At 72.7% G+C, this 19,682-nt stretch carries 18 protein-coding genes and 1 tRNA gene; 10 read left to right on the top strand and 9 right to left on the bottom strand.

Annotation, left to right across the window (positions count from 1 at the left end; all coding sequences use genetic code 11):
• Nucleotides 1-200 precede the first annotated feature (200 nt).
• The 7 genes from EV190_RS09735 (at nt 201) to EV190_RS09705 (ending at nt 6,565) form a co-directional block, all read left to right on the top strand.
• Nucleotides 201-1,205: a sensor histidine kinase gene (locus EV190_RS09735; protein ID WP_133741270.1), complete on the top strand. Its 1,005-nt coding sequence runs from the start codon at nt 201-203 to the stop codon at nt 1,203-1,205.
• On the top strand, nt 1,205-1,990 hold the full coding sequence (locus tag EV190_RS09730) for a LytR/AlgR family response regulator transcription factor (RefSeq protein ID WP_133741158.1): 786 nt from the start codon (nt 1,205-1,207) through the stop codon (nt 1,988-1,990). The genes EV190_RS09735 and EV190_RS09730 overlap by 1 nt, the downstream gene beginning before the upstream one ends.
• Nucleotides 1,990-2,340, top strand: coding sequence for a hypothetical protein (locus EV190_RS09725; RefSeq protein ID WP_133741157.1), 351 nt, complete (start codon nt 1,990-1,992; stop codon nt 2,338-2,340). Before EV190_RS09730 ends, EV190_RS09725 begins: the two co-directional genes overlap by 1 nt.
• On the top strand, nt 2,340-4,031 hold the full coding sequence (locus EV190_RS09720; protein ID WP_133741156.1) for a sodium/solute symporter: 1,692 nt from the start codon (nt 2,340-2,342) through the stop codon (nt 4,029-4,031). The genes EV190_RS09725 and EV190_RS09720 overlap by 1 nt, the downstream gene beginning before the upstream one ends.
• Before the next feature lie 283 nt (nt 4,032-4,314).
• The gene (locus EV190_RS09715; RefSeq protein WP_133741155.1) at nt 4,315-4,668 is read left to right on the top strand and encodes a DUF485 domain-containing protein; all 354 of its coding nucleotides are present in this window, start codon (nt 4,315-4,317) and stop codon (nt 4,666-4,668) included.
• Nucleotides 4,669-4,694: 26 nt separating this feature from the next.
• Nucleotides 4,695-6,290, top strand: coding sequence for a solute symporter family protein (locus tag EV190_RS09710; RefSeq protein ID WP_208113138.1), 1,596 nt, complete (start codon nt 4,695-4,697; stop codon nt 6,288-6,290).
• 202 nt (nt 6,291-6,492) lie between these two features.
• A tRNA-Lys gene (locus EV190_RS09705) sits at nt 6,493-6,565 on the top strand.
• Between the two features lie 377 nt (nt 6,566-6,942).
• On the opposite strand, the gene EV190_RS09700 is transcribed toward EV190_RS09705, so the two are convergent.
• The 6 genes from EV190_RS09700 to EV190_RS09675 all read right to left on the bottom strand — a co-directional run bounded on the left by EV190_RS09700 (nt 6,943) and on the right by EV190_RS09675 (nt 13,572).
• A complete protein-coding gene (locus EV190_RS09700) occupies nt 6,943-7,092 on the bottom strand; it encodes a hypothetical protein (protein ID WP_208113127.1) in 150 nt (49 codons plus the stop codon).
• A gap of 305 nt (nt 7,093-7,397) precedes the next feature.
• Nucleotides 7,398-8,612 (bottom strand): L-talarate/galactarate dehydratase, encoded by a 1,215-nt coding sequence (locus EV190_RS09695; protein ID WP_133741154.1) that lies wholly within the window; start codon nt 8,610-8,612, stop codon nt 7,398-7,400.
• Between the two features lie 47 nt (nt 8,613-8,659).
• Nucleotides 8,660-9,991 (bottom strand): enolase C-terminal domain-like protein, encoded by a 1,332-nt coding sequence (locus tag EV190_RS09690; RefSeq protein WP_133741153.1) that lies wholly within the window; start codon nt 9,989-9,991, stop codon nt 8,660-8,662.
• Nucleotides 9,991-11,592, bottom strand: coding sequence for an aldehyde dehydrogenase (NADP(+)) (locus tag EV190_RS09685; protein WP_133741152.1), 1,602 nt, complete (start codon nt 11,590-11,592; stop codon nt 9,991-9,993). Before EV190_RS09685 ends, EV190_RS09690 begins: the two co-directional genes overlap by 1 nt.
• A gap of 44 nt (nt 11,593-11,636) precedes the next feature.
• Entirely contained in the window at nt 11,637-12,542 is a 906-nt protein-coding gene (gene kdgD / locus EV190_RS09680; RefSeq protein WP_166655434.1) for a 5-dehydro-4-deoxyglucarate dehydratase, read from the bottom strand.
• A 136-nt stretch (nt 12,543-12,678) separates the two neighbouring features.
• The gene (locus tag EV190_RS09675) at nt 12,679-13,572 is read right to left on the bottom strand and encodes a LysR family transcriptional regulator (protein ID WP_133741150.1); all 894 of its coding nucleotides are present in this window, start codon (nt 13,570-13,572) and stop codon (nt 12,679-12,681) included.
• Between the two features lie 140 nt (nt 13,573-13,712).
• On the opposite strand from EV190_RS09675, the gene EV190_RS09670 reads away from it, so the two are divergent.
• Genes EV190_RS09670 through EV190_RS09660 form a run of 3 tightly spaced genes read left to right on the top strand, consistent with a single transcriptional unit; the run spans nt 13,713 to nt 16,866 of the window.
• Nucleotides 13,713-14,723, top strand: a complete 1,011-nt coding sequence (locus tag EV190_RS09670) for a tripartite tricarboxylate transporter substrate binding protein (RefSeq protein ID WP_133741149.1) — start codon at nt 13,713-13,715, stop codon at nt 14,721-14,723.
• The gene (locus EV190_RS09665; RefSeq protein ID WP_243742470.1) at nt 14,720-15,346 is read left to right on the top strand and encodes a tripartite tricarboxylate transporter TctB family protein; all 627 of its coding nucleotides are present in this window, start codon (nt 14,720-14,722) and stop codon (nt 15,344-15,346) included. The genes EV190_RS09670 and EV190_RS09665 overlap by 4 nt, the downstream gene beginning before the upstream one ends.
• An 8-nt stretch (nt 15,347-15,354) precedes the next feature.
• The gene (locus EV190_RS09660; RefSeq protein ID WP_133741147.1) at nt 15,355-16,866 is read left to right on the top strand and encodes a tripartite tricarboxylate transporter permease; all 1,512 of its coding nucleotides are present in this window, start codon (nt 15,355-15,357) and stop codon (nt 16,864-16,866) included.
• Nucleotides 16,867-17,015: 149 nt separating this feature from the next.
• Here the strand turns inward: EV190_RS09660 and EV190_RS09655 are convergent, their stop codons facing one another.
• From EV190_RS09655 to EV190_RS09645, 3 genes are all read right to left on the bottom strand, one after another.
• Complete coding sequence (locus EV190_RS09655; RefSeq protein WP_133741146.1) at nt 17,016-17,495, bottom strand: hypothetical protein; 480 nt, start codon at nt 17,493-17,495, stop codon at nt 17,016-17,018.
• 125 nt (nt 17,496-17,620) lie between these two features.
• Complete coding sequence (locus tag EV190_RS09650; RefSeq protein ID WP_133741145.1) at nt 17,621-18,268, bottom strand: response regulator transcription factor; 648 nt, start codon at nt 18,266-18,268, stop codon at nt 17,621-17,623.
• Between the two features lie 8 nt (nt 18,269-18,276).
• Nucleotides 18,277-19,425, bottom strand: a complete 1,149-nt coding sequence (locus tag EV190_RS09645) for a sensor histidine kinase (RefSeq protein WP_243742469.1) — start codon at nt 19,423-19,425, stop codon at nt 18,277-18,279.
• Between the last annotated feature and the right edge of the window lie 257 nt (nt 19,426-19,682).

The raw sequence follows: 19,682 nt of genomic DNA, 5'->3' as shown, positions 1-19,682 counted from the left end.
AACGGGACGAACGGTCGGGCGCCCCTCCTCACGCGGCCGTCGGCAAACTACTATTTACCGTCAGGCGCTTCCGGGGCCGACGGCGCGACGAAAGGCCCTACCGCGCGGTGCTCCGCGGCCCCACGCGGCGGAAGCCCTGTCCTGGAGGGGGCGAGCCCGAAATGATCCGAGGAACGCGCTCCGGGGCGCGCGCCGACCCGATGGCGGCCCTGGGCACCGCGCGCCGCGTCGTGGCCGACCTCAAGGACGGCCTCTCGGGGCCGGGCGCCCGCAGGGCGGCGCACCGGCTGCGGCGCCTGCTCGGCGTCCGCGGCCTGGGACTGGCGGATCTGTCCGGAACGCTGTCGTGGTCGGGCCGCGGCACTGACGAGGAGGCCACCGCGTCGCTGATCGAACAGGTACTCCAGGGCGAGACCACCCGGGACCGCCCTCCCCTGATGGCCGTCCCGGTGCACGCCAACGACGGGCTGGCCGGGGTCCTCGTGCTGTCCGGCCTGGTCAGGAGGTCGTCGGCGCACGAGGCCGCGGCCTGGGTGGCCGACGCGGTGGAGCGCGGCCGCCTGGAGGCGTCGGCGGACCGGGCCGAGCAGGCCGAGCTGCGGGCGCTGCGCGCGGAGATCTCGCCGCACTTCGTCTACAACGCGCTCACCGTGATCTCGTCCCTGATGCGCTCCGAACCCGACCGGGCCGGTGAGCTCATGCTCGACTTCGCCGACTACACCCGGTACAGCCTCGCCCGGCGCGGCGACTACACCATGCTCACCGACGAGTTCCACGCGATCGAGACCTACCTCGCCCTTCAGCGGGCCGTGCTGGGCGACCGGCTCCGCGTCCAGGTCAGGGTGGCTCCCGAGGTGCTGGGGGTGGCGGTGCCCTACCTGGTCCTGCAACCGCTGGTGGAGAACGCGATCCGGCACGGCATCGAACCGCGCGCGGGCGCGGGGCTGGTCCAGGTCACCGGCGAGGCCGTGGGAAACGACTGCGTGATCAGCGTGGAGGACGACGGCCTGGGCATGGACCCGGCCAAGGCCAAGGCCGTGCTCGCGGGCCGGGGCGCCACGGACAGCGTGGGCCTGGCGAACGTGGACCGGCGCCTGCGGCACGTCTACGGCCCGTGGTACGGCCTCGTCGTGGAGACCGAGGTGGACGCGGGCACCCGGGTGCTCGTGCGCGTCCCCAGATTCCAGCCGGGAGTGATGCCCTGATGACGCCGACGCCCAGAGGACTCCGCGTTCTGGCGGTCGACGACGTCCCGCTGGCGCTGGCCGAACTGTGCCGGCTGCTGCGCGGGGCTCCCGAGGTCGAGGAGGTCGTCGCCGCCGACGATCCGATCAGCGCGCTCAGGAGCATCCAGGGCGGCCGGTTCGACGCGGTGTTCCTGGACATCTCGATGCCCGGCCTGGACGGCATCGAACTCGCCTCGCTGCTGGCCAAGCTCAGCGAGCCGCCGGTGACCGTCTTCGTGACCGCGCACGACGAGCACGCGGTCACCGCGTACGGCATAGGAGCCGTGGACTACCTGCTCAAACCGGTGCGCGCCGAGCGCCTCTCGATGGCGCTGGCCAAGGTCGTGCGGATGGCCGCGGCGGGCGGTCCCGCCACCGGACCGCAGCGGCCCGAGGCGATGGCGGCGCTCCCGGTGGAGACCGCCGGGCGCACCCGCTACGTGCGGCGCGGCGACGTGCGCTTCGTCGAGGCCAACGGCGACTACGTGCGGCTGCACACGCCCAGCGGGGTGCACCTGGTGCGGATGCCGATCTCCCGGTTGGAGGAGTACTGGTCCGACACCGGTTTCCTGCGGGTGCACCGCGGCTACCTGGTGGCACTGGACGCGATCCGGGAGCTGCGCAGCGACTCGGTGGGCGGGCTGCTCGCGCACACCGACCTCGGCGACGTCCCGGTGAGCCGGCGGCACGCCCGGGAGCTGCGCGAGCAGCTGCTGCTCGCCGCCCAGCGCGGCGACCTCGACGGAACCGAGCGGGGGGAGTGATGCCGAACCGGACCAGGCGGGTCGCGGTGACGAGCCCCCAGACCCGCCTCGCGCACTCGCGCGGCAGGGCCCGCGGCCGGTGGCGGGTGCCGCGCCTCGACCCCGGGAACGCCGAGCGCGCGGCCGCGCTCTACCACGCCCAGCGCGCCCAGGGCCTGGTCGGCCTGGCGCTCACCACCGCGCTGCTGCTGGGCCTGCCGCTGGTGTTCACCGCCTGGCCGGAGCTGGACGGGGTGCGGCTGCTGGGGGTCCCGCTGTCCTGGCTGATGCTGGCGGTCCTCCCGTACCCGGTCATGGCGCTTCTGGCGCACTGGCAGCTGCGTCGGGCCGAACGCGTCGAGAGGCGCTGATGGCGGCGCTGGCCGCGGTGGCCGCGGTCATGGTGGTGACGCTGCTGATCGGCCTGCGCGGGGTGGCCGCGATGCGCACCACCTCGGACTTCCTGGTCGCCTCGCGGCGGGTGTCGCCGCTGCTGAACTCGGCCGCGGTGTCGGGCGAGTACCTGTCCGCGGCGTCGTTCCTCGGGGTGGCGGGGCTGGTCGTCAAGGACGGGATCGGCTCGCTGTGGTATCCGGTGGGCTTCACCGCCGGGTACGTCGCGATGCTCATCCTGGTGGCCGCGCCGATGCGCCGGTCGGGGGCGCTGACCGTGCCCGACTTCGCCGAGGCGCGCCTGGCCTCGCCCGGCCTGCGCCGCCTCAGCGCGCTGGTGGTGCTGGTGATCGGCGGGCTCTACCTGGTGCCGCAGCTGCGCACCGCCGGCCTGGTGCTCAGCACGGTGAGCTCCGCCCCGTACTGGGTGGGCGTGGTGCTCTCGGGCGCGGCCATCAGCGCGACGCTCGCGCTGGGCGGGATGCGCGCCGCCACCTACGTCCAGGCGTTCCAGTTCTGCCTGAAGCTGCTGCTGTTCATCGCGCCCGCCGTCTGGCTGCTCGCGCTGGCCGGGCCGCAGGTCCGGTACGACGCCGCGCATCCGGTGGAGTTCACCCGCTTCGACGCGGACACCTCCGTGTCGTTCCGGGTGGACGTCACCCTGGAGGTGGACGAGGCGACACCGGTGCGCTCGCTCCGGGGACGGGAGTCCGTGCTGGGACCGGGAGACGTCCACGTGGAGTCGGGCCAGACCCTGGTCTTCCCCGAGGGCGCCCCCGTTCCGGGGGTGCGCGGCAGCACGCCGCCGGGCGGCGGGGACTGGCACCGGCCCCTGCTGAACATGGGCGACGCCGGGCACCCGCTGCTGGCCACCCTGGCGGTGCTGACGGCGACCGCGCTGGGCACGATGGGGCTGCCGCACGTCCTGATGCGCTTCCACACCAGCCCGGACGGACGCGCGGCGCGCCGGACCGCGGCGATCACGGTGGCGCTGCTGGGTGTCTTCTACATGTTCCCGGGCGTGTACGGGACGCTGGGGCGGGTGCTCGTGCCCGAGCTGTACCTCTCGGGCGCCACCGACACGGTGGTGGTGGCGCTGCCCGCCCAGGTGGCGACCGGCTGGGCGAGCACCCTGATGACGACCCTGCTGACGGTGGGCGCGTTCGCGGCGTTCCTGGCCACCTCGCTGGGGCTGCTGCTGGTGATCTCCGGCGCGATCGCGTACGACCTGCTGCCCGGCGGGCTGCTCAGGCTGCGGATCACCGTGCTGCTCGCGGCGGCCGTACTGGTGCTGCTGGCCCTGCCCGCCGCGCCGCTGGACGCGGGGCTGCTGGTGACCTGGGGGTTCACCGTGGCCGCGTCGACCTTCTGCCCGCTGCTGGTGCTGGGGATCTGGTGGCCCCGGCTGACCAGGACCGGGGCGGTCAGCGGGGTGCTGGCCGGGCTGCTCGCGACCCTGGGCGCGATCGCCGTCGCGCTGTTCGGCCCGGCCCTGAGCGGGTGGCAGGCCATCCTCATCACCCAGCCCGCGCCGTGGTCGGTGCCGCTGGCGTTCGCCGCCATGGTGCTGGTCTCCCTGCGCGGACGCCCCCCGTCGTGGTCCCGGACCGCGATGCTGCGCCTGCACCTCGACGAGGACCCGCCGCACACCCCCCCGGGACACCCCTGAGTGTCCGGTTCGCAGCGGCTTCCTCGCTGGTCGCGGCCTTCTCGGGGTCTCGGAGGCGGTTGAGACCCCGAGAAGGCCCCGACCAGCGGCCGGAATCGTTCCGAGCAGCGGGTTCGCGGGGCGGGCGACCGCTCGTCCGCGACGGCGCGCCGTTCGTCGACCGCTCGTCGCGCCACTCGTCATTCGAACCGCCAGAGGTACCCGAAGCCACCGGAGCCTCCCTAGCGTGTCGCGAAACACATGTGTCCTACAGCACATTCCGAGGCGCAGCGGAGGCCCTCAATTGACTGACACCGAAAACGGCCGCGCCGTCGGCCAGGGGCCCGACCCCGACTGGGAGGCGGTGCAGGCAGGTCCGGAGTTCCAGGAGCTGCGCAGACGGCTGCGTGTCTTCGTGTTCCCGATGACCGCCTTCTTCCTCGCCTGGTACCTGCTCTACGTGCTGGTCGCCGACTACGCGCACGACTTCATGGCGACCCCCCTCGTCGGCAACATCAACGTCGGCATCGTCTTCGGGCTGCTCCAGTTCGTCTCGACCTTCGTCATCACGGGCCTGTACGTCCGCTACGCCGGGAGCAGGCTGGACCCCCTCGCGGACAAGATCCGCGGCGACATCGAAGGTGAGGAGGGCAAGTGAGCGGCACGCTGCACCTCGCGCAGGGCCTGGACGCCATCAACCCCGTCCTGAACTTCAGCATCTTCGGCGCGTTCGTCCTGATCACCCTGGTGATCGTGTTCCGGGCGAGCCGCAACACCAAGACCGCCGCGGACTACTACGCGGCCGGGCGGTCCTTCAGCGGCCCGCAGAACGGCATGGCGATCGCGGGCGACTACCTGTCCGCCGCCTCGTTCCTGGGCATCGTCGGCGCGATCGCGCTCAACGGCTACGACGGCTTCCTCTACTCCATCGGCTTCCTGGTGGCCTGGCTGGTGGCGCTCCTGCTCGTCGCCGAGCTGATGCGCAACACCGCGAAGTTCACCATGGGCGACGTGCTGGCCTTCCGCATGCGCCAGCGGCCCATCCGCGCCGCGGCGGCCGTCTCCACCCTCGCGGTCTCCTTCTTCTACCTCCTCGCCCAGATGGCGGGCGGCGGCGCGCTGGTCAACCTGCTGCTCGGCATCCGCAGCGAGGTCGGCCAGAACGTCATCATCGCCACGGTCGGCGTCGTCATGATCATCTACGTGCTGATCGGCGGCATGAGGGGCACCACCTGGGTGCAGATCATCAAGGCGGGGCTGCTCATCGCCGGCGCCGCCGCGATGACCGTCTGGGTCCTGGCCCTGTACGGCTTCGACTTCTCCGGGGTGCTCGCCGACGCGGTGGCCCAGGAGGGCGGCAAGGGCGAGGCGCTCCTGTCGCCCGGGGCCCAGTACGGCATCAACGAGGTCTCCAAGCTGAACTTCCTCTCCCTGGGCATCGCGCTGGTGCTGGGCACCGCGGGCCTGCCGCACGTGCTGATGCGCTTCTACACCGTTCCCACCGCCAAGGACGCGCGCCGCTCCGTGGTGTGGGCGATCTCGCTGATCGGCCTGTTCTACCTGTTCACCCTGGTGCTGGGTTACGGCGCGGGGGCGCTGGTCGGGCCGGAGGAGATCGCCAACGCGCCGGGGGGCGTGAACTCGGCGGCGCCGCTGCTGGCGCTGGCCCTGGGCGGTCCGGTCCTGCTCGGGTTCATCGCCGCGGTCGCCTTCGCCACGATCCTGGCGGTGGTGGCGGGCCTGACGATCACCGCGTCCGCGTCCTTCGCGCACGACGTCTACACCAGCGTGATCAAGAAGGGGCAGTCCGGGGACGACAGCGCCCGCAGCGAGGTGCGGGTGGCCCGGATCACCGCCGTGGTCATCGGCGCGGCCGCCGTCCTGGGCGGCATCTTCGCCAAGGAGCAGAACGTGGCCTTCCTGGTCGCGCTCGCCTTCGCGGTGGCGGCCTCGGCGAACCTGCCGACGATCCTGTACACGCTGTTCTGGAAGCGCTTCAACACCCAGGGCGCGCTGTGGAGCATCTACGGCGGCCTGGTCGTCACCATCACGCTGATCGTGTTCTCCCCGGCCGTGTCCGGTTCGGAGACGTCGATGATCAAGGGCATGGACTTCGCCTGGTTCCCGCTGTCGAACCCGGGCCTGGTGTCCATCCCGCTGGCCTTCTTCCTCGGCTGGCTCGGCACCGTGCTCTCCAAGGAGCACAACGCCAAGAAGCAGGCCGAGATGGAGGTCCGCTCCCTCACCGGAGCGGGCGCCGAGAAGGCCGCCTCCCACTGACCATCCTGTACCCCCTCCCAGGAACCGCCCCGGAGCCCCCTCCCGCTCCGGGGCGGTCCCGCGTCCGGGGTCAGGCGGGCGGCGACCGGCCGCGGACGGGGGCGGGGCACCAGAACTCCCGCACACCCCCGGATGCCCCGTACGGGCCGAAAACCCGTTACCCTTACACCAGCGTGTGCGGCATCGTGGACGGTGCCCGCGCGGGCCCTTAGCTCAACTGGCAGAGCAGCGGACTTTTAATCCGCGGGTTCAGGGTTCGATCCCCTGGGGGCCCACTCGTGGCCATTCGTGTCACCTGGACGTTCTTCCGTATGGAGGAGCGTCCTTTCCCGCATCCGCCCCTGGGGGAGCCCGGCAGTCCCGGAATCACTCCCGACGGCCGCCCGGGGAGCCATCGGCTCCGGCACTTCCTCGGCTTCGCGGGCGACCTCGGGCAGGACGCCGGTGTACGTGTCCGAGGTGATCGTGATGGAGGAATACCGCAGCATCGCCTGAACCGCCCCGGTTATCGGAGGGCCGACACGCTCATCGGCGCACTGGTGCCGGTGTTCTCCTGCGGGAAGCCGAAGGCCCCACCGGGACGGCCGGCGGGACCGTTTCACGTGTCCTCCCCGGAGGAGAGTGCGCGCGGGCGACCAGGGCCGCATACCAGCTACGTGAGCATGCCGACCTTGGCCGCGAGGCCGCTGGCGCGCTGGCGCCGGCGGCCGCTGGTGGCGTTCAGCTCTTCCAGGATGATCCGGCGCGCGTAGCCGTTGTACCGGATCGTCTCCGGTGCGGCGTCGTGTGCGGCGTCGAGCACGGACAGCGCGGTGTCGGGAGTCCGCCGAGCGGATCGTCGGGGTGTTCTTGTGTGCGGCGCGGTGACGGGGCGGCGACGGCGGGCGGGGCCGGAGGCCCGCGCATAACCGCCGGATGTCCGTGACGCGGAGGTTTCGAGGGCCGGTTCCGCCCTCGCTCGAAATGATCACGGACTTTCTGCCCTTCCCGGCCCCGAAACGGGCAGAAAGCCCAAGACCGTCAACGAACCCCTCACGCAACGGACATCATGGGCGCGGCCGGAGGTCCGCGCGTCCCCGCCGGATGTCCGTGACGCGACGGTCGGCGTCAGTGCGAGAGGTCGGCGCGTCCGTCGGCGTCGACACGCACGCTCTGCGCCGTCCAGGCCCGGGCCTGCTCGCTGATGGTGAACCCCAGACCGGGGCGGTTCGGCACGCGCATGCGGCCGTCGGCGATCTCCAACCGCTCGTCGAAGAGCGGCTGGAGCCAGTCGAAGTGCTCCACCCACGGATCGTTCTCGTAGGCCGCCGCCAGGTGCACGTGGATCTCCATGGCGAAGTGCGGCGCCATCCGGATCCCGGCCTGCCGGCCGCGCGCCATGATCGTGAGGAAGGGCGTGATCCCGCCGACGCGCGGCGCGTCCGGCTGCATGAAGTCGACGGCGCCGATCCGGATCAGCTCCTCGTGCTCGGGCACGCTGGTCAGCATCTCGCCGGTGGCGATCGGGGTCGCCAGTTCGCGCGCCAGCGCCGCGTGCCCCTCGGCGTCGTAGGCGTCGAGCGGCTCCTCGATCCAGACCAGGTCGAACTCCTCCAGGGTCCGCCCCATACGCACGGCGGTGCTGCGGTTCCACTGCTGGTTGGCGTCCACCATCAGCGGGAAGTCGCCCAGCTCCTCGCGTACGGCCTCGACGCGCTCCAGGTCGGCGCGGGTGTCGGGCTGGCCGACCTTGATCTTGATCCTGCCGATCCCCGCCGCGCGGGCGGCGCGGGTGTTCTCCAGCACCTGCTCCAGCGGCGTCGACAGGAAGCCCCCGGAGGTGTTGTAGCAGTCCACCGCGTCCCGGTGCGCGCCGAGCAGCTTCGCCAGCGGCAGCCCGGCCCGCTTGGCCTTGAGGTCCCACAGGGCGATGTCGATCGCCGCGATCGCCTGCGTGGCCAGGCCGCTGCGGCCCACCGAGGCGCCGGCCCACACCAGTTTCGTCCAGATCCTCTGGATGTCGCTGGGGTCCTCGCCGATGAGCTCGGGCGCGACCTCCCTGGCGTGCGCGTACTGCCCCGGCCCCCCGGCCCGCTTGGAGTAGCTGTAGCCGACCCCCTCCAGCCCCTCCTCCGTGCGCACCTCCGCGAACAGCATCGACACCGAGGTGAGCGGCTTCTGGCGCCCGGTGAGCACCTTGGCGTCGCTGATGGGCGACGCCAGGGGGAGGTCGACGCGGGAGAGGGTGACCGAGCTGATCCGGTCGTGGACGGCGCTGTCGCGCGGCGCGGTGGTGGGATGCCTGCGGGGCGCCCCGTCGACAGGACCGGACGGTGTGGTCATCGCTTCTCCAAGGTCGTGGTGTCGTTCGGATCGTGACGGCGGGGGGTTCAGCGCACCATCGCGGGGCGCTTGGGGTCGAAGGTCCACCCCGGGACGAGGTGGCGCATCGCGGCGGCGTCGTCGCGCGTGCCGAGTCCGTGTTCGAGGTAGAGCTCGTGGGCGGCGTCCAGGGCGTCCCGGTCGAGCTCGACGCCCAGCCCGGGGGCGGTCGGGACGCCGATGGAGCCGTCCGTGATCCGGAGGGGCTCGCGGGTCAGCGCCTGGCCGTCCTGCCAGATCCAGTGGGTGTCCAGGGCCGTGATCGGGTCGGGCGCCGCCGCGCCCACGTGGGCGAACATGGCCAGGGAGATGTCGAAGTGGTTGTTGGAGTGCGATCCCCAGGTGAGCCCGAAGTCGCGGCACAGCTGGGCCACCCGCACCGAGCCGCGCATCGTCCAGAAGTGCGGGTCGGCGAGGGGGATGTCCACCGCCTGCGAGCGGATGCTGTGCGCCAGCTGCCGCCAGTCGGTGGCGATCATGTTGGTCGCGGTCGCCAGTCCGGTGGCCCTGCGGAACTCGGCCATGACCTCCCGGGCCGAGTAGACGCCCTCGGCCCCGCACGGGTCCTCGGCGTAGGCGAGCACGCCGTGCAGGTCCGAGCAGAGCCGGACCGCGTCCTCCAGCAGCCAGCCGCCGTTGGGGTCGAGGGTGATCCGGGCGTCGGGGAAGCGTTCGGCCAGGGCGCGCACCGCGGCGACCTCCTCCTCCCCCGGCAGGACCCCGCCCTTGAGCTTGAAGTCGCGGAAGCCGTAGCGCTCCCGTGCGGCCTCGGCCAGGGCGACCACGGCCTCGGGGGTGAGCGCGGGTTCGCGCCGCAACCGCTCCCAGGCGTCCGCGGGCTCCTTCTCGGCCAGGTAGGGCAGCGGCGTGTCGCGGCGGTCGCCGACGTAGAACAGGTAGCCGAGGACGGGGACCCGGTCGCGTTGGCGGCCCTCACCGAGCAGGTCGCAGACGGGGACCTCCAGGTGCTGGCCGAGCAGGTCGAGCAGGGCCGACTCCAGCGCCGTGACCGCGTGGATCGTGGAGCGCAGGTCGAAGGTCTGGTTGCCGCGCCCGCCGCTGTCGCGCTCGGCGAAGGCGTCCCCGACCTGCCGGAGCAGCCGGTGCAGCTGCGCGACCGGCCGGCCGACGAGCAGGTCGGCGGCGTCCGCGATGGTGGCGCGGATCGTCTCGCCGCCGGGGACCTCCCCGACGCCGGTCCGGCCCTCGCTGTCGGTCAGCACCGCGATGTTGCGGGTGAAGAAGGGGCCGTGGGCGCCGCTGAGGTTGAGCAGCATGCTGTCGTACCCGGCGACCGGCACTACCTCGACGTTCGCCACGGTGGGCGTTCGACTGCTCATCACTGCTCTCCTCCGGGCACGACGGCGCCTTCGACGCGCCGGTTCAGGTTCCAGGGGTTGGCCTCCCGCAGCGCGGGCGGGAGCAGCGCGTCGGGCACGCCCTGGTAGCTGACCGGCCGCAGGAACCGGTGGACGGCCAGGCTGCCGACCGAGGTGCCGCGCGGGTCCGACGTGGCGGGGAAGGGTCCCCCGTGCACCATCGCGTGGGCCACCTCCACCCCGGTGGGCCAGCCGCCGAAGACGATCCGGCCGACCCGGCGCTCCAGCACCGGTATCAGCAGCCGGGCGTCCTCCACGTCCGCCGGGGACCCGCTGTCGGCGTGCAGGGTGGCGGTGAGCTGCCCTTCCATGGCCTCCAGGGCCTCGGCGAGGGCCTCGGCCGAGGGGTAACGGACCACCAGGCCCGCGGCGCCGAAGACCTCCTCCTGCAACCGGGGGTTGGCGGTGAGGGAGGCCAGGCCGGCCGTGAACAGCCCGGGCGCGGGCCCGTTCGGCCCGGATCCGCCGGTTCCGCGGGCGACCGTCTCCACCCCCGGTTCGGCCGCGAGCGCCTCCACGCCCGCTTCGAAGGCGCGGGCGATGGGGCCGGTGAGCATCGTCTGCCCCACCGCCTCGGCGACGAGCCGCCCGGCGGCGGCCACGAACCGGTCGCCCTGGGGGGAGGAGGGGACGAACACCAGCCCGGGGTTGGTGCAGAACTGGCCCGAGCCGAGGGTGAGCGATCCGACGTAGGCCGCGGCCAGGTCCTCGACGGCGTCCCCGGCGAGCGCTCCGGGCAGGACCACCACCGGGTTGGTGGAGGACATCTCCGCGAACACCGGGATCGGTTCGGGCCGCGCGGCCGCCGTCCGCATCAGGGCCAGTCCCCCGGCGCGGGAGCCGGTGAACCCGACGGCCTTGATCCGGGGGTCCGCGACCAGGGCCTGCCCGATGGCGTTGCCCTCGCCGAAGAGCAGGGAGAACACCCCGCCGGGCAGGCCGCTGTCGGCGACCGCCTTCGCGACCGCCTGTCCGACGAGTTCGGCGGTGCCGGGGTGGGCGTTGTGGGCCTTGACCACGACCGGGCAGCCCGCCGCGAGCGCCGAGGCGGTGTCGCCCCCGGCGGTGGAGAAGGCGAGGGGGAAGTTGCTGGCCCCGAAGACCACCACCGGTCCCACGGGGACGTGCGCCAGCCGCAGGTCCGGACGGGGCGCGGGCTTCCGGTCGGGCAGCGCGGGGTCGATGCGCGCCTGCAGGGCGTCGCCCTGGGCGACGACGTCGGCGAACATCCGCAGCTGGCCGACGGTCCGGGCCCGCTCGCCCTCCAGACGCGCCTGGGGCAGGCCGCTCTCGCGGACCGCGCGCGCGGTCAGCTCGGGGCCGATCGCCTCGATGTTGTCGGCGACGCGCCGCAGGAACGAGGCGCGCTCGTCCGGGGCCTGGGCGCGGAAGACGTCGAAGGCGGCCTCCGCGGCGCGTGTGGCGTCCTCGATCTGGCGGGCGTCGACCAGGCCGAAGGCCGGGCCGAACTCCTCACCGGTGGCCGGGTCGACCGCCTGGAGGGAGCCGGCCCCGCCCTCGACCGGCTTCCCGGCCACGATCGGTTTTCCGTCAACGGGCATTGGGATTCCTCCTGCGGTGGAAGCGGGGCGGGACGGGCATCGGGTCAGGAGACCTTCTTGACCAGAGCGGTCAGCTCGCCGAGTTCGGCCTCGGTGAGGTTGGTCAGGGGCGGGCGCACCGCGCCGCCGTGGCGTCCGACGGCGTCCAGGCCGGCCTTGACGATGGACACGGCGTACCCGCGGGTGCGGTCGCGGATGTCCAGGTAGGGGATCACGAAGTCGTTGAGCTTGCGGTAGACCGCGTCCCGGTCCTGGGCGCGGACCGCCTCGAAGAACCCGAGGGCGAACTCGGGGAGGAAGTTGTACAGCGCCGAGGAGTAGGTGCTCACTCCCAGCTGGAGCAGGGGCAGCGCGAAGGTCTCGGCGGTGGGCAGTCCGCCGATGTAGACGAGGCGGTCGCCGACCTTGGCGTAGACGCGGGTCATCGACTCGATGTCGCCGATGCCGTCCTTGAGCCCGATGAGGTTCGGGTTGCGCTCGGCGATGACGGCCACGGTCTCGTCGGTGAACACGGCGTTGGCCCGGCTGTAGACGATGACGCCCAGGTCGGTGGCCGCGCAGACGGCGCTGACGTGCTCGGCCAGCCCGGCCTGCCCGGCCTCGGTGAGGTAGGGCGGCATGAGCAGGATGCCGTCGGCCCCGGCCTCCTGCGCGGCGCGGGCCTGGGCCACGGCGGCGGCGGTGCCGCCGGTGGCGGGGGCGAGCACCGGCACCGTGCCGCCGATCTCGTCGACCGCCGCCCGGACCACCCGGTCGATCTCGGCGGGGAGCAGGGAGAATCCCTCCCCGGTTCCGCCGGCGGTGAACAGGCCCGCCACACCGTAGCTCGCCTGCCAGGCCAGGTGCTCCCGGTACCGGGCCTCGTCGAAGGCGAGGTCCTGGTCGAAGTGGGTGACGGGGAAGGACAGGAGGCCGGACTTGAGCCGGGCGGCCAGGTCACCTGGGTGCATCAGATTCACGCGTTGTCCTTAGAACGGCAGGTCGGGCTCGCCCTGACCGGGGCCCGTGCTGTATTGCCGCTACCGTACGGAGAAGCTTTCGATGCTGTCCAAGATTCCTTTTGCATCAACTGATACCCCGGCGGCATCAGGCCGATGTGTCGTCGACGGTCGGCCACACCTGGAGAACCCGCGTGATGACGGGGTTCCGGGAGCCGCGCATCCAGATCAGGTGCAGCTCGACCGGGATCTCGGGAAGCCCGTCGAGTTCGAGGTAGGACACGCCCTCGATGCCCAGCCCCATCGCCGAGGAGGGGACGAAGGCGACCCCGCGGCCCGCCGCCACCAGCCACACCATGGTCAGGACCTGGCTGACCGTGTGGACCACGTTCTGGTGGGCGATGGGCAGCAGCCCGACGACGAGGTCGTAGAAGTAGCGGGCCTTGGTCGGCGAGTGCATGATCAGCGGGACGTCGACCAGGTCCTCGGCGGTGACGGGGGCGCCCCGTCTGGCCAGCGGGTGGTCGTGGGGCGCGGCGACCAGCATCCGCTCCCGGTGCTGGACCCGGGAGCCGAAGACGTCGGTGTCGAAGGGCGGGCGGGCCAGCCCCACGTCCAGTTCACCGCTCGTGAGCGCGGAGACCTGCTCACGGGTGACCATCTCGAACAGCTCGACGTCGATCCCCGGCAGCCCCTCCTCCAGCGTGTTGAGCAGCTGCCCCAGGACACCGTAGGAGGAGGCGGCGGTGAAACCCACCCGGAGCGTCCCGCTGGAACCCGCGGAGATCCGCCGGGCGAGGTCGGGCGCGCTCTCGGCCAGGGAGAGCAGCCGGCGCGCCTCGGCCAGGAACGCCTCGCCCGCCGCGGTCAGCACCACCCGGCGGCGATCGCGTTCCAGGAGCCGCACACCGACCGTCCGCTCCAGCTTCTGGATCTGGCGGCTCAGCGGGGGCTGCGTCATGGACAACCGCTCGGCGGCCCGGCCGAAGTGCAGCTCCTCCGCGACCGCGACAAAGCCCCGCAATTGGTCGAAAGAGAACATGATGCGCTGAAGGTATCAGGTTATGCAGTATTCGACTTAGACAGGCATGATCCGTCGTCCTAGGCTTCCAGACACTCGCCAACGTGACGGCACTCACAGCGTTCGCGGTGGCGGGTGGGAACGAAATCCGAGGAGGACACATGGCCCAGTTGCCGAGCAGGAAAAACGTACGTCGGGGGACGGTGTCCGCGCTCGCGGCGACTCTCACTCTGTCCGCCGCGGCGTGTGGCGGGAACCTGTCCGGCGGCGGTGACGGCGAGGCGTTCCCCCAGGGGCCGGTCACCCTGATGGTCGGCCAGGACGCGGGCGGGAGCACCGACCTGATCGCCCGGGCCCTGGCCGAGGGCGCCTCCGACGAACTCGGTGTCGCGATGCCCGTGGTCAACACCCCCGGCGCCAACGGCGCCCTGGCGGCCAACGAGATCTCGGGAGAGAAGCCGGACGGGCAGAACCTGCTGCTCATCAACGCCTCGCTGACCGCGATCACCCCGCTGGCGGTACCGGACGGGGCCATCGACATCAACGACTTCACGGTGGTCACCGGCGTCTCCCGGGACGACTACGTGCTCGTCACGGCCTCCGCCTCCGAACTGGACACGCTTCAGGACCTCATCGACTCGGACGACGAGCTGAAGTTCGGCACCACCGGCGTGGGCACCGGCAGCCAGCTGTCCCAGGAGCTGCTCTTCGAGCAGGCGGAGATCGCGGGCACCGCGGTCCCCTTCGACGGCGGCTCGCCCACCATGACCGCGGTCCTCGGCGAGCAGGTGGACGTGGCCGCCATCCAGCTCGGCGAGGCGATCGGGCAGATCGAGGGGGGCGAGCTGGTTCCGCTGCTCACCTTCTCCGATGAGCGCAACCAGTACCTTCCCGACGTCCCGACGGCTGACGAGGAGGGGTACGACGTGCAGGTCTCGCAGTACCGGGCGGTCGTGGCGCCCAAGGGCACTCCGGAGGCGACCGTGGAGCGGCTGCGGGAGGCGTTCACGGCCGCGTTCGGCACCGAGCAGTACGACTCGTTCAACGAGGCCAACCTGCTCACCGCGCACGAGGTGGGCGCCGACCAGGTGATCGACGAGTGGGCCGGCTACCGGGAGAGCTACCAGGCCATGATCGAGGAGTACGGGATCGACCTCAGCGAGGAGCAGTGAGCCGCTCCTGGCTCAAGCGCCCGGCCGATCCCGAGGACGCCTCTCTCCCCGCGGACGCGGACGCCGCCCCTTCCGGGCCCGGACACACGACCGGTCCCGGAGGGGCGGCCGCCTCCCCGGAGGCGCCCGCGCCCTCGCCGGGCGACGCCCTCCAGGACGGCGAGGACGACGAGGACGGTCCCGCGCCGCTCGGCCCGGCGGCCAACCTCGTGGTCGCGATCGTGGTCGTCGCCCTGGGAGGCGCGGGGATGGCCGGCTCCTGGTCCCTCGGCCTGGGCGGCCTCGCCGAGCCCTCGGCCGGCACCTGGCCCTTCCTCATCAGCGCCGCCGTCTCCTGCCTGGGCGTCGTCCTGGGCGCGACGGCGCGGAGCACCCGTGACACCGAGGTCTTCTCGTCCTCCGTCTGGAAGGTCCTGGCCGGGATCGCCACCATGGTCCTCTTCGTCTCCCTGGTCGGCGTGATCGGCTTCGAGATCCCCTCCGCCGTCCTGGCCTTCGTGTGGCTGCGCTTCCTCGGTGGTGAGTCCTGGCGCCTGTCCGCGGTGACCTCGGTCGCCGTCGTGGCCGCCTTCTACGTGGTCTTCGTCGGACTGCTGGCCGTGCCGATTCCCCACCTCTTCTAGGAATGACGATGGATCTGTCCTCCATGATCGAAGGGTTCGGCGTCGTCCTCGAGCCGACCAACCTGCTCTACTGCCTGATCGGCGTCGTGATCGGGATGCTGGTGGGCGTGCTCCCCGGTCTCGGCCCGGCCGCCACCATCGCGATCCTGCTGCCGCTCACCTTCGGCATCGAACCGGTGACCGCGATCATCATGCTCGCGGGAATCTTCTACGGCGCCCAGTACGGCGGTACCATCACCTCGGTCCTGCTCCGGCTCCCCGGAGAGGCGTCCTCGGTGGTGACGGTCTTCGACGGCCACGTGATGGCCCGTCAGGGACGGGCGGGGACCGCGCTGGGGATCGCCGCGATCGGCTCGTTCGTGGGCGGCACGGTCTCGATCGTGGCGCTGTCGTTGCTGGCGCCCGTGATCGCGGGTTTCGCCCTCGCGTTCGGTCCCCCCGAGTACACGGCGCTGGCCCTGCTGGGAATCCTGCTGGTGGCGACGGTGGGCAACGGCGGCCGGGTCAAGGCGGTCATCGCCGCCTGCGTCGGGCTGCTGCTGGCCACGGTCGGCCGGGACATGTTCACCGGCGCCGAGCGGTTCACGTTCGATTCGCTGTCGCTGGCCGACGGCCTCGACTTCGTGCCGATCGCGATGGGCATCTTCGGCATCGGTGAGATCCTCCACGGCCTGGAGGAGCGGAACCAGGCCGCGAAGGCCCCGGCCAAGGTCGCCAACGTCTGGCCCTCCCTCGCCGACCTGCGCCAGGCGTCCGGGGCGATCGGCCGGGGATCGGTGCTCGGTTTCCTCCTCGGCATCCTGCCCGGCGGCGGCGCCACGCTGTCCTCGCTGGCGGCCTACGCCATGGAGAAGCGGCGCTCCCGGACGCCCGAGCGGTTCGGCCGGGGGGCGATCGAGGGCGTCGCCGCGCCGGAGACCGCCAACAACGCGGCTTCCACCTCGTCGTTCATCCCGCTGCTCACCCTCGGTATCCCCGCCAACGCCACGATGGCGATGATCTTCGGCGCGCTTCTCATCCAGGGCGTGTCGCCGGGGCCGCAGCTGCTGTCGGAGGAGCCGGAGCTCTTCTGGGGCGTGGTGAACTCGATGTACATCGGGAACATCCTGCTGCTGATCATGAGCATCCCGCTGGTGGGCCTGTTCGTCAGGATCCTGCGGGTGCGCTCCACGATCCTGGCCCCGATCACCGTGCTGATCACGCTGGTGGGCGTCTACACCGTCCGCAACAGCGTCTTCGACATCGCCCTGGTGATCGTCTTCGGCGTCATCGGCTACCTGATGAAGAAGTTCGGCTTCGAACCCGGGCCCCTGGTGCTCGCGTTCGTGCTCGGCTCGCTGCTGGAGAGCTCGCTGCGCCGGTCGCTGCTGCTCTTCGACGGCGACCCGTTCGGGTTCCTCACCCGGCCGATCTCCGGCACTCTGCTCCTGGTGCTGGCCGTCGTCATCGTCCTGCCGCTCGCCCGCGCTCTGCTGCGGCGCCGCGCACCCGAGCGGGAACTCGAATCGTCGGACGTCTGAGCGGGACCGCGTCCGTGCCGGGCCGCACCCGCCGGACGCGGCCCCGCCCGCGCTGACGCCAAGAGCGCCGAGGGGTTCGACGCGGAACCCGCTCAGCGGGCCCCGGTCGGCCCCGGTCGGCCCCGGGAAGCCGGGAGCCGGGGCGGCGGCTACTTCCGCCGGGCCCCGTCCGGCCAGACGACGTCGACGGGGAGGCCCCTGCCCCGCGCGGCCCCGACCGCCTCGGCGGTCCCGCCCTTGCCTCTGGCCGGTCGGCCGTCCCAGACCGCGAAGAGCCGGTCGACGCCGCCCAGGAGCGCCTCGTTGGCGTCCTCGTACGCCTGCCCGCCCGCCTTCAGGTGCGGCATGAAGCGCACGCACGCCGCGCTGACCAGCAGGCGGTCGAACATCTCCCGGTTGTCGGGCCTGACCCTGGTCTCCCGGTAGTCCGCTGACGGCAGCACCACCTCCAGCCCTCCCCCGGCCGCCAGCACCGCCTCGGCGAAGAGCTGGTCGGCCCCCCGCGCCAGGCAGGACACCCCCACCAGATCCGCGCCCGCGTACGGCGCCAGCGCCTCGGCCAGCGCCCGGCGCACCGGCGCCACGCTGTCGGCGGCCAGGTTGCAATGCCCCGTGATCCCGATCCGCACCCCTGCGTCCTCTCTCTCGTGTTCGACACTCCGGCCAGGAGCGTACGGTGCTTTTCTCGGTGATCTTGACCTTTTCGGGGTCTCGGACGCGGTTGAGACCCCGAAAAGGTCAAGATCACCGCAGGTCAGCCCTCGTCGAGGCGGGCGTCGCGGACGGTGTTGGCGACCAGGACCCGGTTCGGGGCGTCCAGCTTGGACATGACGCGGCCGATGACGGCCTTGACGTTGCTGACGCTCATGAACAGCGCCTCCGCGATCTCGGTGTTCGACAGGCCGCGGCTGACCGCGACGGCGACCTCGCGTTCGCGGTCGGACAGCAGGGCGACCCGCTCCCGGGCGGCGCGCCGGCGGCCGTCGTCCTCCCCGACGGCGATCCGGACGAGCCGCCGCGCGGCCGCGTCCGAGAGGCTCGTGCGCCGCTCGTGGACCGCGGTGATGGCGTCGACCAGCTCGTCCGGCGGCGCGTCCTTGAGCAGGAAGCCGCTCGCGCCCGCCCGGAGGGCGCGCACGAGGGAGCGGTCCGAGTCGAGGGTGGTCAGCACGAGGACGGGCGGCGCCCCCGGGCGGCTCCGGATCCGCTCGGTCGCGGCGACCCCGTCGGTCCCCGGCATGCGCAGGTCCATGACCACCACGTCGGGCGCGAGCTCGGCGGCGCGGCGCACGGCCTCCTCCCCGTCGCCCGCCTCCCCGACCACCTCGACCGCCTCGCCCTCGACGAGCAGCCGCACACCGCGCCGGACCATCGGGTCGTCGTCGACGATCAGCACTCTCACCCGGTTCCTCACCCCGTCCACGGTAGACGCGCCCTCAGCTCGAAGTGGTCGCCCGCGTCCCCCCAGACCAGGGAGCCCCCGCAGATCGCGACCCGCTCGGTCAGCCCCACGAGGCCGACCCCTCCCCCGGGGCCGTCCGCGCCGGGCCGCGCGGGACCGGCGGCGACGGGGTTGCGGACCTCGATGAGGACCGCGTCCTCCCCGTCGGGCAGGACCCGCACGGTGACCGGCCCGGGCGCGCCGTGCTTGCGCGCGTTCGTCAGGGCCTCCTGCACGATCCGGTAGGCGTGGCGGCCGGTGCCCGAGGGCGCGGGGCCGAGCGCGCTCACCTCGTCGCGGACGTCGAGCTCGACCCCGGCCCTGCGGTTGTCCTCGAAGAGCCGGCCGAGCTCCTCGAAGGTCGGCTGCGGGGCGTCCGGCGCGTCATCCGTCGGACCATCGGACGACCGGAGGTCGGCGAGGATACCGCGCACCTCGGCGAGCGACTGGCGGGTGTTCGACAGGATCTCCTCGGCGAGGGAGCGGCGGTCGGCCTCGGGGAGGTCCGGTCGGTACGAGAGCGCGGAGGCGTCGAGCGAGATGATCGTGAGGCGGTGCGCGAGGACGTCGTGCATCTCCCGGGCGATGCGGTTGCGCTCCTCGAACCGGGCGGCCGCGACCCGGGCGTGCTGCTCGCGCTCGGCGTCCAGGGCCCGCTCGCGCAGGGCCCCGATCAGGTCGACGCGGGCGCCCCGGTACGCCGACGCCGTCACCAGGCTCGTGACGGAGACGGCCACGAGCAGCAGCCCGGCCCAGGCGGGGGAGACCGGCGAGAGCACCGTCCACGGGGCGTGGAAGCCCGCCGCCAGCGCGGACGCGAACACGGCCCCGAGGGGCAGCACCGTCCGCCACCGCCTCCGGGCCGCGGCGCGCGCGACGGCGAGCGCGGCCGGGCCGATCGACGCGGTCGACACGGCCGGGAGCACCGCAAGCGCCCAGCGGGTCCACGGGCGGCGCCCGAGCCGGTCCCGGAACAGGAGGAGCGCGGCCCCGAGCGCGGCGTCCGCCGCCAGGAGGGGCCACGGGACGGTGATCATGTTGCCGAGGTGGGAGTCGACCGCCGCCAGCGCCGCCAACCCCGCCGTCGACCAGGCGGCGACTTCGCGGAGGAATCTCACGGGCCCCACCGTACGACGGCCGGAGTCCCCGCCAGGCGCCGAGCGCACCCCCGGACGCGCCCCCGGTACCCGCGTCCAGGCGCCGTCGCCCCGGGTCCCGCGTCCCCGGCCGAAGGTCCGCGCGGACCGTACCGGGGACACTGCCGCCCGGACCGGCTCCTTCCTAGCGTTGTCCCCGTTCGCCGGAACACCCCGGCCGCCCCTTCCCCGACGACAGGAGCCTCCTTGTCCACCCCGCCCTCCGCCCCGCGGACCGT

Source organism: Actinorugispora endophytica (assembly GCF_004363075.1).
Classification (GTDB): domain Bacteria; phylum Actinomycetota; class Actinomycetes; order Streptosporangiales; family Streptosporangiaceae; genus Actinorugispora; species Actinorugispora endophytica.
This window is presented reverse-complemented; position numbering and strand designations above follow the sequence as displayed.

What these genes read in the sequence shown, in the direction of transcription:
- EV190_RS09735 (WP_133741270.1), top strand. Translation starts at nt 201, where the DNA reads ATGGCGGCCCTGGGCACCGCGCGCCGCGTCGTGGCCGACCTCAAGGAC.
- EV190_RS09730 (WP_133741158.1), top strand. Translation starts at nt 1,205, where the DNA reads ATGACGCCGACGCCCAGAGGACTCCGCGTTCTGGCGGTCGACGACGTC.
- EV190_RS09725 (WP_133741157.1), top strand. Translation starts at nt 1,990, where the DNA reads ATGCCGAACCGGACCAGGCGGGTCGCGGTGACGAGCCCCCAGACCCGC.
- EV190_RS09720 (WP_133741156.1), top strand. Translation starts at nt 2,340, where the DNA reads ATGGCGGCGCTGGCCGCGGTGGCCGCGGTCATGGTGGTGACGCTGCTG.
- EV190_RS09695 (WP_133741154.1), bottom strand. Translation starts at nt 8,612, where the DNA reads ATGACCACACCGTCCGGTCCTGTCGACGGGGCGCCCCGCAGGCATCCC.
- EV190_RS09690 (WP_133741153.1), bottom strand. Translation starts at nt 9,991, where the DNA reads ATGAGCAGTCGAACGCCCACCGTGGCGAACGTCGAGGTAGTGCCGGTC.
- EV190_RS09685 (WP_133741152.1), bottom strand. Translation starts at nt 11,592, where the DNA reads ATGCCCGTTGACGGAAAACCGATCGTGGCCGGGAAGCCGGTCGAGGGC.
- kdgD (WP_166655434.1), bottom strand. Translation starts at nt 12,542, where the DNA reads ATGCACCCAGGTGACCTGGCCGCCCGGCTCAAGTCCGGCCTCCTGTCC.
- EV190_RS09675 (WP_133741150.1), bottom strand. Translation starts at nt 13,572, where the DNA reads ATGTTCTCTTTCGACCAATTGCGGGGCTTTGTCGCGGTCGCGGAGGAG.
- EV190_RS09670 (WP_133741149.1), top strand. Translation starts at nt 13,713, where the DNA reads ATGGCCCAGTTGCCGAGCAGGAAAAACGTACGTCGGGGGACGGTGTCC.
- EV190_RS09660 (WP_133741147.1), top strand. Translation starts at nt 15,355, where the DNA reads ATGGATCTGTCCTCCATGATCGAAGGGTTCGGCGTCGTCCTCGAGCCG.